The sequence below is a fragment of the Pseudomonas pergaminensis genome (genome assembly GCF_024112395.2).
GTDB lineage: Bacteria > Pseudomonadota > Gammaproteobacteria > Pseudomonadales > Pseudomonadaceae > Aquipseudomonas > Aquipseudomonas pergaminensis.
The window spans coordinates 1,581,062-1,594,379 of sequence record NZ_CP078013.2 but is presented as its reverse complement, the minus strand read 5'-3'; the positions used below and the strand labels follow the sequence as shown (position 1 = coordinate 1,594,379).

Annotated in this window: 12 protein-coding genes; 7 read left to right on the top strand and 5 right to left on the bottom strand. The window is 61.0% G+C overall.

Annotated elements, in window-relative coordinates:
• Nucleotides 1–80 precede the first annotated feature (80 nt).
• The 3 genes from KUA23_RS07155 to yiaY form a co-directional block, all read right to left on the bottom strand.
• On the bottom strand, nt 81–989 hold the full coding sequence (locus KUA23_RS07155) for a LysR family transcriptional regulator (protein ID WP_252993641.1): 909 nt from the start codon (nt 987–989) through the stop codon (nt 81–83).
• Nucleotides 989–1,663: an NAD(P)H-binding protein gene (locus KUA23_RS07150; RefSeq protein ID WP_252993640.1), complete on the bottom strand. Its 675-nt coding sequence runs from the start codon at nt 1,661–1,663 to the stop codon at nt 989–991. The genes KUA23_RS07155 and KUA23_RS07150 overlap by 1 nt, the downstream gene beginning before the upstream one ends.
• 92 nt (nt 1,664–1,755) lie before the next feature.
• Nucleotides 1,756–2,904: an L-threonine dehydrogenase gene (gene yiaY / locus KUA23_RS07145; protein WP_078047307.1), complete on the bottom strand. Its 1,149-nt coding sequence runs from the start codon at nt 2,902–2,904 to the stop codon at nt 1,756–1,758.
• A gap of 123 nt (nt 2,905–3,027) precedes the next feature.
• Between yiaY and KUA23_RS07140 the strand changes: the two genes are divergently transcribed.
• The gene (locus tag KUA23_RS07140) at nt 3,028–4,044 is read left to right on the top strand and encodes a DUF4917 family protein (protein ID WP_099492510.1); all 1,017 of its coding nucleotides are present in this window, start codon (nt 3,028–3,030) and stop codon (nt 4,042–4,044) included.
• A gap of 139 nt (nt 4,045–4,183) precedes the next feature.
• Here KUA23_RS07140 and KUA23_RS07135 read toward each other — a convergent pair whose 3' ends face one another.
• Complete coding sequence (locus KUA23_RS07135) at nt 4,184–4,711, bottom strand: helix-turn-helix domain-containing protein (protein WP_099492509.1); 528 nt, start codon at nt 4,709–4,711, stop codon at nt 4,184–4,186.
• 105 nt (nt 4,712–4,816) lie between these two features.
• Between KUA23_RS07135 and KUA23_RS07130 the strand changes: the two genes are divergently transcribed.
• The 6 genes from KUA23_RS07130 (at nt 4,817) to KUA23_RS07105 (ending at nt 11,902) form a co-directional block, all read left to right on the top strand.
• The gene (locus tag KUA23_RS07130) at nt 4,817–5,599 is read left to right on the top strand and encodes an aldolase (RefSeq protein ID WP_252993639.1); all 783 of its coding nucleotides are present in this window, start codon (nt 4,817–4,819) and stop codon (nt 5,597–5,599) included.
• Nucleotides 5,600–5,627: 28 nt separating this feature from the next.
• The gene (locus KUA23_RS07125) at nt 5,628–6,500 is read left to right on the top strand and encodes a dihydrodipicolinate synthase family protein (protein WP_252993638.1); all 873 of its coding nucleotides are present in this window, start codon (nt 5,628–5,630) and stop codon (nt 6,498–6,500) included.
• A gap of 200 nt (nt 6,501–6,700) precedes the next feature.
• Nucleotides 6,701–7,240, top strand: coding sequence for an RNA polymerase sigma factor (locus KUA23_RS07120; protein WP_078047302.1), 540 nt, complete (start codon nt 6,701–6,703; stop codon nt 7,238–7,240).
• Complete coding sequence (locus KUA23_RS07115) at nt 7,237–8,205, top strand: FecR family protein (protein WP_100491335.1); 969 nt, start codon at nt 7,237–7,239, stop codon at nt 8,203–8,205. Before KUA23_RS07120 ends, KUA23_RS07115 begins: the two co-directional genes overlap by 4 nt.
• A 128-nt stretch (nt 8,206–8,333) precedes the next feature.
• Complete coding sequence (locus tag KUA23_RS07110) at nt 8,334–10,898, top strand: TonB-dependent receptor (RefSeq protein WP_252993637.1); 2,565 nt, start codon at nt 8,334–8,336, stop codon at nt 10,896–10,898.
• A gap of 104 nt (nt 10,899–11,002) precedes the next feature.
• Nucleotides 11,003–11,902 (top strand): DMT family transporter, encoded by a 900-nt coding sequence (locus tag KUA23_RS07105; RefSeq protein WP_252993636.1) that lies wholly within the window; start codon nt 11,003–11,005, stop codon nt 11,900–11,902.
• 88 nt (nt 11,903–11,990) lie between these two features.
• On the opposite strand, the gene KUA23_RS07100 is transcribed toward KUA23_RS07105, so the two are convergent.
• Entirely contained in the window at nt 11,991–13,193 is a 1,203-nt protein-coding gene (locus KUA23_RS07100) for a class I SAM-dependent methyltransferase (RefSeq protein WP_252993635.1), read from the bottom strand.
• Nucleotides 13,194–13,318 lie beyond the last annotated feature (125 nt).

Genomic DNA, 13,318 nt, shown 5'->3' with positions numbered 1-13,318 from the left:
TTGTACGAATCGGCTGACGGTCGATGAGTCCCTTGCGTGCTGCGGCGATTAAAGATCGCCATCGCCGGCAAGCCGGGCGCCTACAGGGGACCGCTGAGGTAGTCGAACAGCAGACGACTGACCGGGGACAACTGCGTCTTATCGCGCACCACCAGGATCAGACTACGGTCCGACCAGTCGTCCGTCAGCGGTACGGCATGCAGGCCCAGTGCGCGACCAAACAACTCGTAGGCCTTTTGTGGCAGGATCCCAATGCCCATGTTGGCCTGGACCATCCGGCACATGGCGTCGAACCCCGGCACATGAATGCGCAGGCGCAGCATCTTGCCCGCCTCGCGCGCGGCCGCATGGGTGCGCATATTGATGGAGCTGGCGGCGTGCAGGCCGACGTAATCGCTGTCGAGGGTTTCACTGAACGCCAGGGTTTCACGCTCTGCCAACGGGTGATCCGCCGGCATCAGCACCACCAGTTTGTCGCGTCGATACGTTACGCTGGGCAGGCCTTTGATGTCGGTGTCACTGGAACAAATCCCAAGGTCCGCCACGCCATCCAACACACCTTGAACCACACCTTTGCTGGGACGTTCTTCCAGGTCGGTTTTCACTTCGGGGTGCAGTTCGGAAAAGCCCCGCAGGTCTTCCGGAAGAAACTGAATAATTGCCGAAAGGTTGGCCAGCATTCGCACATAGCCGCGCACACCATGGCTGTGTTCGCCCAGTTCCAGGCCCATCTTCTCGACGTTGAACAGCATCTGCCGCGCATGGTGCAGCAAGGTTTCACCGGCTGCCGTCAGGTCCATGCCCTTGGCGCGGCGCACGAACAGGGTGACGCCCAGCACCTGCTCCAGCTCCATCAAGCGCTTGCTGGCAGCCGACACTGCAATGGCCTCACGGTTGGCAGCACGGGTGAGCGTGCCTTCCTCGAACACCGCCACAAACAACTGCAGCGTGATCAGGTCCAAGCGACGCACCAGACTCTTGTGCAACATCAGCGACGCTCGCTGGCCAGCCGATTGATCTCGGCCTGCTCCACCACCGGCTGCGGCGCACCCTGGCTGGCAGCCTGCAACATCGCCCGGCCTACGGTCTCGGTGCTCACCACCCAGCCTGGTTTCAGCCGCCGCACAAACGACAGCAATGGCCCGAGTACCGAATAAAACGACTGATACAACGGCGTCTTCGACCGCACGCCATGCAACGGCTGGATCACCCCAGGCCGAAACAGATACACCGCCTTGAACGGCAGGCGCAGCAAGGCATTCTCGGTCTTGCCCTTGACCCGCGCCCACATCGATTTACCCGCCTCGGAACTGTCGGTACCGGCACCGGACACATAGATAAACGTCATGTGTGGATTGAGCCGCGCCAACGTGCTGGCAGCGACCAGAGTGAGGTCATAGGTGAGGTGGGTGTACTTGACTTCATTCATCCCCGCCGATGAAACACCGAGGCAAAAGAAACACGCGTCAAAGCCTTGCAACAGGTTTTCCAGAGGCTGGAAATCCAGCATATCGCCGTGCAACACCTGGTGCAGCTTGCCGTGCTCCTGGGTCAAGGGCGTGCGGCCAACGGCGACGACTTCCTGAACGTCAGCGGCCAACAGGCACTCACGCAGGACACCCTGGCCGACCATGCCGGTGGCGCCGAATAACAGAACTCTCATAGGGGGGACCTCAGCGGCAAGCCGCAAGCTTCAAGCTCAAGTTGAGCACATCCAGCTCGTAGCTTACCGCTTGCAGCTTAAGGCTGCCCCTATCAAAACGCGTTGCGAAAGATCTCCTCGATCTGCCGCTGATCCGCCCGCCGAGGGTTGGTCAGGCCGCAGGCATCTTTCAGCGCGTTGGTCGCCAGCAAGGGAATGTCCTGCAACTTGGCGCCCAGTTCGCGCAATCCGGCGGGGATTTCGACGTCGTGGGCCAGGCTGCGAATGGCGGTGATGGCGGCCTGGGCCCCCTCTTCGTCGGTGATGCCCTTGATATCGGCGCCCAGCGCACGGCCCACATCGCTCAGGCGTTTGGCGCAGACGCTGGCGTTGAAGCTTTGCACATGGGGCAGCAACACTGCGTTGCACACGCCGTGGGGCAGGTCGTAGAAACCGCCCAGTTGGTGGGCCATGGCGTGCACGAAGCCCAGGGACGCATTGTTGAAGGCCATGCCGGCGAGGAACTGCGCGTAGGCCATGTTTTCCCGGGCGGCCTTGTCGCTGCCGTCGCGGACCGCCAGGCGCAGGTTCGCGCTGATCAGTTCGATGGCCTTGATGGCGCAGGCGTCGGTGATCGGATTGGCGGCGGTGGACACGTAGGCTTCGATGGCATGGGTCAACGCGTCCATGCCGGTGGCGGCTGTCAGGCCCTTGGGCATGCCGACCATCAGCGCCGGGTCGTTGACCGACAGCAGCGGCGTGACGTTGCGGTCGACGATGGCCATTTTCACGTGGCGGGTGTCGTCGGTGATGATGCAGAAGCGAGTCATCTCGCTGGCGGTGCCGGCGGTGGTGTTGATGGCCACCAGCGGCAGTTGCGGTTTGCTCGATTGGTCGACGCCTTCGTAGTCGCCGATATGCCCGCCGTTGGTGGCGCACAGGGCGATGCCCTTGGCGCAGTCATGGGGCGAACCGCCACCCAGGGACACCACAAAATCGCAGGCGCTCTGCTGCAGTAGCGCCAGGCCGTTCTCGACGTTTTCCACGTTGGGGTTGGGCTTGGCGCCGTCGTAGATCACCGAGTCAATGTCCTGCATCGCCAGTTTCTCGGCGATCATGCTCGCGACGCCCGCCTTGGCCAGGCCGGCGTCGGTGACGATCAATGCTTTGCGAAAGCCATAGTTGCGGATGGCGGTCATCGCTTCGTCGAGGCAGTCGGTGCCCATGATATTGACGGCGGGGATAAAAAAGGTGCTGCTCATGGCGAATCCTCAGAGGCTTTATGCCTACAGCATCAACCTGCGCCAGCCGCCGTATCTTGATCAGGATCAACGCCAACCCGTGATAAAGTCACCGTCCAGCCGATTTCGAGTAGACCCGCCGCAATGAAGGATTTCCAGGATAGTGACGCCCACCTTGAAGACTGGAGCGCCCTGCGCGCTGCCCACGACTTCAGCGGGATTCTGATCGGCAACGGCGCAAGCCGCACGATTTGGGAAGACTTCGCCTACGACTCACTGTTCGAAAACGCCCGCACCGTCGAAGAAAAGCCCCTGAGCCAATCCGAGCTCAGCGTGTTCGACGCCTTGCAAACCCGCAGCTTCGAGCAGGCGCTGGGCGCGTTGAAGACCACCAGCCGGGTCAACAAGGCCCTGGCGGTCAGCTCGGCGGCGCCGCGCAATCGTTACTACGCGATCAAGGAAGCGTTGATCAACACCATCCACGCCGTGCATATCCCGTGGCGCCTGGTGCAACCGTCGACGCTGGCGACGATCAACAGCGAGCTGGCGAACTACCCCACGGTGTTCACCACCAATTACGATTTGCTGAACTACTGGGCGATCCTGCACGCCCCCGGCATCGACGATTTGTTCCGCAGCGCCGACGCCAGCTTCGACCTGCGCAATACCCGTACCGACGCCACGCGCATCTTGTACTTGCACGGCGGCCTGCACCTGGTGCGTAACCTCGACGGTACCGCGCGCAAGTTGCCGACCACTGACAGCACCTTGCTCAGCAGTTTCGCGATCAACAACACTATCAAGACCCTGGACGACGTACCGCTGTTTGTCAGCGAGGGCAAGGTGGAAGAGAAGCTCAAGACCATCCGCAGTTCGGATTACCTGTCGTTCTGCTATGAGCAGTTGCTGAGCCATGAGGGAGCGTTGTGCCTGTTCGGGCACGAGCTGGGACCGCAGGATAAACACCTGGTGGACGCGATTCGCCAAGCCAATGTGACGACGCTGGCGATCTCGGTGTCGGGGCGCAGCGATGGGTTTATTCGTCAGCAGAAGCGGCGGTATTCGGAGTTGTTTGAGGGGGCTGGGGTGGCGCTGAAGTTCTTCGCGGCGCGTACGCACCCATTGGGCAATCCAGCGCTGTCAGTGCCTGTCGAACGCTGATTTTATAGGCGACGTCGATCCAATGTGGGAGCTGGCTTGCCTGCGATACAGGCACCTCGGTCTGTCAGCTGAACCGAGGTGATGCTATCGCAGGCAAGCCAGCTCCCACATTGAGTGTGTTCGCAACACGCGCGCGACATCATTCTTCCGAGCTGTGCACCACAACCAGCAATTGCGCCTGCACCGGCCCCACCGAGCGCAACCGATGAGGCTTCTGCGCATTGAAGTGCAGCGCATCGCCCCGCTCCAGGATCACGCGCTCGTTCATGAAATCCACTTCCACCTGGCCTTCATGCACAAACAGAAACTCTTCGCCCAGGTGCTCCTTGAAGGTCTTGTCGGTGAACTCCGCCGGCGGGTAGATGATGAACGGCAGCAGGCTGCGTTCGCTGACCTGATGGGCCAGCACCGCATAACCCGGTGATGTGTCCGGCCGCTCATGGCTGCGCACCAGGCTGTAGCTGTCGAGGCTGACGCTGTCTTCGCTGAACAACTCCTCGACCTTCACGTTCAACGCCTTGGCCAGTTTGAGCGCGGCGGCAATCGACGGCGTGTTGAGCCCGCGCTCGACCTTGGACAGGTAACTCTTGGTCATCCCGGACTTTTCGGCCAGGGCCTCCAAGGTGACGCCAAGTTTTTTTCTCAATAATTTCAAACGGATAGACATGCGCTGCGGTTAATCCATGCAGTAAGCGATGAGCTGTGCTTGCCAATGACACAAAGTGTCATATAGCATCGTTAGTGTCATTTGCAGCTACCGAGGGCACCCGATATGGCCAAGACATTAGCACTCCCGAAAGACCAACTGGTCAAGCAAGCACTGACCCAGATGCAAAACACCCTGGCGGATAATACGTGGACCGACCGGCAAAAGCTGGCGTTGACTTGCCGCATCCTCTTCGAAAACGGTCACGACTCCGGCCTGGCCGGGCAGATCACCGCGCGCGGGCCGGAACAGGGCACCTATTACACGCAGCAACTGGGCCTGGGTTTTGATGAGATCACTGCCAGCAACCTGTTGCTGGTGAACGAGGATCTTGAAGTGCTGGAGGGCCATGGCATCCCCAACCCGGCCAACCGTTTCCACAGCTGGGTGTACCGTGGGCGGCCGGATGTGAACTGCATCATTCACACGCACCCCACGCACATCGCCGCGCTGTCGATGCTGGAAGTGCCGCTGCAGGTGTCCCATATGGACCTCTGCCCGCTGTACGAAGACTGCGCCTTCCTGGAGGCCTGGCCGGGTGTGCCGGTGGGCAATGAAGAAGGTGAAATCATCACCACGGCACTGGGCGACAAACGCGCGATCCTGCTCTCGCACCACGGCCAGCTGTCCACCGGGGCGAGCATCGAGGAAGCCTGTGTGATCGCGCAGTTGATCGAGCGCGCGGCCAAGTTGCAGTTGCTCGCGATGGCAGCCGGCACCATCAAGCCAATCCTGCCGGAACTGGGGCGCGAGGCCCATGACTGGATCTCACGGCCCAAGCGCCAGGGCGCCGCGTTCAACTACTACGCCCGGCAGAACCTGCGTCAACACGCCGATTGCCTGAACTGACTTGCCTATTTTCGACCGGAGACCGTCCATGTCCAGCCCAACCATTCACGGCATCATCGGCTACACCATCACCCCGTTCAGCGCCGACGGCCAACGCATTGACCTCGACGCCCTCGGCCGCTCCATCGACCGCCTGATTGACGGCGGCGTGCACGCCATCGCGCCACTGGGCAGCACCGGTGAAGGTGCATACTTGAGCGACGCCGAGTGGGATGAAGTCAGCGCCTTCAGCCTGGCGAAAATCGCCCGGCGCGTACCGACCATCGTCAGCGTCTCGGACCTGACCACCGCCAAAGCCGTGCGCCGCGCCCGTTACGCCGAGGCCAATGGCGCCGATGCGGTGATGGTGCTGCCGGCGTCCTACTGGAAGCTCAGCGAAGCGGAGATCCTCGCCCACTACGCCGCGATCGGCGACAGCATCGGCGTGCCGATCATGCTCTACAACAACCCGGCCACCAGCGGCACGGACATGTCGGTGGATTTGATCCTGCGCATCCTCAAGCAGGTGGCCAACGTGACCATGGTCAAGGAAAGCACCGGGGATATCCAACGCATGCACCAGTTGCATCGCCACAGCGATGTGCCGTTCTACAACGGTTGCAACCCGCTGGCGCTGGAAGCCTTCGCGGCAGGCGCCAAGGGCTGGTGCACGGCAGCACCGAACCTGATCCCAGAGCTGAACCTGGCGTTGTATGAGGCGGTCTTGGCCAATGATCTGACCAAGGCGCGAGAGCTGTTTTACCGCCAGTTGCCCTTGCTGGAATTCATCCTCAAGGGTGGCTTGCCCGCGACGATCAAGGCCGGGCTGCGTCTGACCGGTCTGGAAGTGGGTGATCCACGTTTGCCAGTGTTCCCGTTGGGTGACGTGGGGATCGAACAACTGAAAGCACTACTGCGCTAACCCACGATCCCCTGTGGGAGCGGGCTTGCCCGCGAATGCAGTGTGCCAGCACCGGATAAATCGACTGACACACCGCTTTCGCGAGCAAGCCCGCTCCCACATTTTTTGCTGTGTACATCCGTAAAATAGAGACAAATGACAATGGTTCTCGATACCATTCACGACTTTCTCTAAGTCGTGCTTCGTCAAGAAGGATATCCATGTCTCGTCCCAAGCCCGACCCGTTGTCGGCCGATGCCTTTCGCGGGTTCTATACAGATATCCTGTATTTCCTGCGCAAACGCACGGACAACGCCAGCGACGCGGCGGACATGACCCAGGATGTCTTTACTCAGTGGCTGGACTACCGCGACCGGGCCAAGGTCGAGCAGCCACGGGCGTTTCTGTTCCAGATGGCGCGCAACCTGCTGCGTGATCACTGGCGCAAACAGAAGGTACGGCAGACCGCCCACTTTGACCCCGCCGAAATGGACGCCGAGCCGGTCACCGACGAGCAAAACGATCCCATGGCCGCCGCTCAACGCTTGCAACGCCTGGAACAGTTGAAAGAAGTCCTTGCTGAACTCTCGCCCCGCAGGCGAGAAGCCCTTATGCTGCACCGCTTCGAAGGCTTGAGCCAGGCGCAGATCGCCGAGCGCATGGGCATTTCGACCAGCATGGTGGAAAAGCACATCGCGTTTGCCCTGCTGCACTGCAAGCGACGCCTTCAACACGAACCCGGCACGGAGCAGCCAGAATGAACCGCCTGAGCGACACCGACGCCCTGGACATCGAAGACCGTGACGCCATTGATGCCCAAGCCGCCAGTTGGTTTGCCCGCAACCGCAATGACGCGGGGCGCGCCGACCGCAAGGCTTTTGCTGCCTGGCAAGCCGAGCCTGCCCATGCCCGCGCCTATGCCGAATTCGAACAACTGTGGGCAGACCTCGCCCAGTTGCAGCAACTGAACAAACCCGTGGCGCTGCCCCAGCGCAAACCGTCGGTATGGCGCCCTGCCCTGGCCGTGGCCGCCGCCCTGCTGTGCGCGGTGCTGGCCACTCATATCGGCGCGCCGCGCGAGCTTTATCACACTCAGGTAGCGGCCCATGCCAAAGGCATGCGCACCCTGGACCTGCCCGATGGCAGCACCTTGTACGTGAATGCCAACACCCGCGTGCGGGTCGATTTCAGCGCGTACCAGCGCATCGTGCACCTGGACAAGGGCCAGGTGTACATCGAAGTGGCCGCCGACAAGGAGCGGCCGCTGTTCGTGCAAGCAGGCGAAGCCCGTGTGCGCGTGGTCGGCACTGGCTTCGATGTACGCCGCAGCCAGCAACAACTGGTGGTCAGCGTCGCCCATGGGCAGGTCGCCTTCGAGCCGGATGCAAAAAGCCCCGTGAGCCTGTTGGGTGCACAGCAACGCGCGATCTACAGCTATGCCAAGGGCACGTTGCAGCAGCAAACCCTCACCGCTGAAGAAGTCGCCGACTGGCGCAGTGGACACTTGTCGTTTCGCAACCGCGAACTGGCCAGCCTGATCGATGAATTGAGCCTGTACCGCCCCCAGGCACCGCTGCAGGTCAGCAGCGCTGTGGCCCACCTGAAGGTCTCGGGCAATCTGGATGTGAATGATCCCGACGCCCTGCTCAACGCCTTGCCCGCCCTGTTGCCGGTAAAAACCGTGGCGTCGGCCGATGGCATCATGAGGATCGAACCGAGCAAATAACCCGACTGAATTCTTATTTGAGAATATTTTGCATCCGCAGGTGTGGATTTTTTTCCCTACCCCGTCTTCCTCCGGTCTGTACCTGATACGCACACCTTTTTGGCCATTTGGCCGCACCGGGGGATTTCATGTTTCGCGCGCCTTGCCACGCTTCGCACCTGTTTCTTCGACCGACGCTCATTGCCACTTGCCTGGTGTTCAGCCTCACTGCCCAAGCCGAGACATTCAAGCTGCCCGCCCAGGCACTGGCCACGTCCCTGAGCCAGGTGGCGCAACAGGCACAGATCCAACTGCTGTTCGACGAAGAGCTGCTCAAGAACGTGCATGCCCCTGCGCTCAATGGTGACTTCACACCAGAAGTGGCGATTCGTACCCTGCTGAAAAACGGCGAGTTCACCCTGATCAAGGTTGGCAGCACCTATGTGGTAAGACCCGAAGAGGCCAAGACCACCAATAGCGGCGTTGTTCAACTGGATGCACTGAGCGTGATCGGCACCGGTAACCAGGTCGACTCCATCACCGTGGGCCGCTCCACCCTGAGCCAAGCGGACATCGACCGCTACCAGCCCGATAACATTCCTTCGCTGTTGCAGACCCTGCCCGGGGTATCGATGGGCGGCTCACCCAAGCCGGGCGGCCAGACCATGAACATCCGCGGCATGGGCGATGCCGAAGATGTGCCGATGACCGTGGATGGCGCGGCCAAAAGCGGTTTCGAGCGTTATCAACAAGGCACCATCTTCATTGAGCCCGAGTTGATCAAAAGCATTGAGGTGGAGAAAGGCCCTTACTCGCCATTTACCGGTAACGGCGGTTTTGGCGGCACGGTCAACATGATCACCAAGGACGCACCCGACCTGCTCAAGGACGGGCAAAATGCCGGGGCGATGGTCAAATACGGCTACGCCAGCAACACCCACGAGCAGGTCTACACCGGCGCTGTGTATGGCCGCACCGACGACGGCCGCATGGATGGCCTGGTCTACCTGACCAAGCGCGACGGCGACGACCTCAAGCTGGCCGACACTCCGCCCGACCCGCGCAACCAATACCCGATCAACCCCAAACGCTTGCCCAACAGCGCGCAGGATGTCGAAGGCCAACTGTTCAAGTTCAACGCGTATTTCACCGACGAACACAGCATGGGCCTGTCTTACTCACGCGCCCAAAGCCAACGTATGACGCCGTTCTCGGCAAAGTCCTATCCATCACCCCCGACACAATCGGCTATCGACCGCTACGGCTACGCCACGGCCGTATCACGCTTCCTGGCCGACCGCGACACGGTGGACACCACCTGGTCGAGCAAGTACGAATACCACCCACTGAACAACCCGCTGATCGACCTGAAGCTGAGCTACTCGGAGTCCAATACCGACCAGACCGATGAGCGCGCCGAGAATGCCGTCATTAGCCTGGCTACCGGTGGACGCAAGATGGATACTTCCTACAAAGACCGCATCCTCGAACTGCGCAATACCAGCCTGCTGACCACCGGCGCGTTGGAACACGCGGTGACCACGGGCGTGCAGATCCGCAAGCACAAGCGTGAAACCGAAAGCTGGATGCCGGGTGCAACCTACAACACCGCCAGATACAACTATGGACACTTCCAGCCGTATTTCATGCCCCACGGCAAGGTCGATAGCAACGCGTTCTACATCCAGGACGCGATTACCCTGGGCGACGTGACCATCACGCCGTCCCTGCGTTACGACCACGTGCGCAACCGCGGCGAAGCCAACGATGCGCCGTACTACAGCAACCCGGACCCAAAAGTGGGCCACGACTACAGCGACCGTACCTACACCGGTTGGTCGCCACGCCTCGCTGCGTTCTGGAACGTGACCCCGGATGTGGCGTTCTTCGCCAGTTGGAACCGCACGTGGCGTGCGCCGGTGATCGATGAACAGTACGAAGTCCAGGGCGCTATCAGCACCCGCAGCGCCACCAGCCTGAACCTCGACCCTGAGCGCATTACGGCGATTACCGCGGGCAACGTCACCAACTTTTCGGGGCTCTTCACCCGCGAGGACAACCTGCAACTGCGCACCACGTTGTTCCATAACCGCATCGAAGACGAAATCATGAAGGCCACCGGCATCGGCTGCGAACGGCAACTGACAGTACCGGGCAGTATCGATTCGGTATGCAGTGACGCGGCATCCAGGACCAACTATCGCAATGTGGGTGGCATGACCATCAAGGGCTTCGAGTTGGAAAGCTACTATGACTCGACCTACCTGTTCGGTTCCCTGACTTACTCCTGGGCCACAGGCAAGCGCGACAACCCCTACACCAATCCCTGGGCGACCAACCTGCACGTATGGGCGCGGGATATCCCACCGGCAAAATGGGTGGTGGTGCTGGGTACCAAGATCCCGAGCTGGGACGCGCAGGTGGGCTGGCAGGGCCAGTTCGTACGCAAGACCGATCGCGTGCCCACCGATGTTTACGCGGGCGGTTTGAACTCCAGCATCGGCGACTTTATCTACGACCAGACGGAAAACGCCAGCTACGACACACAAGGCCTGTTCGCCAATTGGAAACCCCAGCAGGCCGGTCTCAAGGGCACAGAGATCAACTTCACCGTCGACAATCTGTTCAACCGCTTCTACCAACCTGCACTCAGCGGTGAAGGTGTCTACAGCCAAGGCCGCAACGCCAAGATCAGCATCACGCGCTTCTTCTGAAAAAACTGTACGGATAAATCCGCACCCAGCTGTAGGCCCGCAATCGGCGGGGGATGTGGCTAGATGGGCTTCCCTTGAAGCCCTCTAGATTTCGGTTCTTCCCCATGAGCTCGCGCGAAAACACCGGCATGGCCCTCGGCCTGCTGGGCGTCATCATCTTCAGCCTGACACTGCCCTTCACCCGTATCGTGGTGCAGGAAATCCACCCGTTGCTGAACGGCCTGGGCCGTGCGCTGTTCGCGGCGATTCCGGCAGCGGCGCTGTTACTGTGGCGCCGCGAACGCTGGCCCACCTGGCGCCAGGTGCGCGGGCTGTGCCTGGTGATCGCGGGGGTGATTCTCGGCTTCCCGGTGCTGTCGGCCTGGGCCATGCAAACGTTGCCGGCGTCCCATGGCGCGCTGGTCAACGGCCTGCAACCGCTGTGCGTGGCGCTGTATGCGGCGTGGCTGTCCCATGAGCGGCCGTCAAAAGCCTTCTGGGCCTGCGCGGCGCTGGGCAGTGCGTTGGTGTTGAGCTATGCGCTGATCACCGGGGCCGGCAGCATCCAGGCAGGTGACTTGCTAATGCTGGGTGCGATTGCCGTCGGCGGCCTGGGCTATGCCGAAGGGGGTCGCCTGGCCAAGGAAATGGGCGGCTGGCAGGTGATCTGCTGGGCGTTGGTGCTGTCAACGCCGGTGCTGATCGGCCCGGTGTGGTACCTGGCGGCGCAGCATCAGGGCGCGGTGTCGATGCGTGCGTGGTGGGCGTTTGGCTATGTGTCGCTGTTCTCGCAGTTCCTGGGCTTCTTTGCCTGGTACGCCGGGTTGGCCATGGGCGGGATCGCGCGGGTCAGCCAGATCCAGCTGTTGCAGATCTTCTTCACCATCGCGTTTTCGGCGTTGTTCTTTGGTGAACACATCGAGCCGATCACCTGGCTGTTTGCGTGTGGGGTGATCGTGACGGTGATGCTGGGGCGCAAGACGACGGTGCAGCCAGCCCCCATCATCAAGGCTGGCTCAGTCTAATGTGGGAGCTGGCTTGCCTGCGATGGCGGTGGTGACTGACACACCGCTATCGCAGGCAAGCCAGCTCCCACAGAGGACCGTGTTCACTTCAATTCAGGTAGCCATCGGCGCGCAGCAGGGTTTCCAGGCAGTGTTCGGTGATGTGGTAGAACGCTTTCAGCTCCTGGATTTTCTCCAGTAACTGCTCATTGTCCACCGGCTCGGCGCGCTTCACGGCAAGAATCATCTTGTTCTTGTTGGTGTGCTCCAGCGAGATGAATTCGAACACCTTGGTTTCATAGCCACAGGCTTCGAGGAACAGCGCACGCAAACTGTCGGTGACCATTTCCGCCTGCTGGCCCAGGTGCAGGCCGTATTGCAGCATGGGCTTGAGCAGCACCGGGCTCTGGATTTGCAGGCGGATCTGCTTGTGGCAGCACGGCGAGCACATGATGATCGACGCGCCGGAGCGGATGCCGGTGTGGATGGCGTAGTCAGTGGCAACGTCGCAGGCATGCAGGGCGATCATCACGTCCAGCTCGCTGGGCGCCACGCTGCGCACATCGCCACACTTGAACACCAGCCCAGGGTGTTCCAAGCGCGCGGCGGCGGTGTTGCACAGGGTCACCATGTCTTCACGCAATTCGACGCCCGTCACCTCGCCCTCGGCCTTGAGGGTGTTGCGCAGGTAGTCGTGAATCGCAAACGTCAGGTAGCCCTTGCCCGAGCCGAAGTCGGCAACGCGCACCGGCTGGTCCAGCTTCAATGGGGACGAGGTCAGCGCGTGGCTGAACACTTCGATGAACTTGTTGATCTGCTTCCACTTGCGCGACATCGACGGGATCAGCGCCTGCTTGGCGTCGGTGACGCCCAGGTCGGCGAGGAACGGCCGGCTGAGGTCAAGGAAGCGGTTCTTCTCGCGGTTATGCTCGGCCGACGGCGCTTCGCGCAATTGCTGCGGTTTACTTTTGAACAGTGAGCTTTTGTTTTTCTTGCTGTATTCCAACTGGGCTTCGTCGGTCAGTGACAGCAGGTGAGCGTTCTTGAACCGCGCCGGCAGCAGCTCGGCAATCGCCGCAACAGCGTCGGCCACTGGCAAATTCTTGGTGATATCGCGGGTCTTGTAGCGGTAGACAAAGGACAGGCACGCCTGCTCCTTGACCGTTACCGGCTTGATGATCAGCCGCTGCAGGTCAGCCTCGTCACCGACGTATTTGGCCAGCACCAGCTTGATAAAGGCATTCTGCGCGAGGCTTGCACTGAGCAGTTCAATGAACTGGGCGTGATGATCCGGTTGAGCAGTGACAGACATGAACAAAAACGCCTCGGGCAGGGAATGCCGGGCATTTTAGGGGGGATGGGGCGTCAGGGCACGGAGTTATTTGATCAACGGTCAATCAGCAGCCCCCCTCAAATGTGAACACTGGATGATGTGGT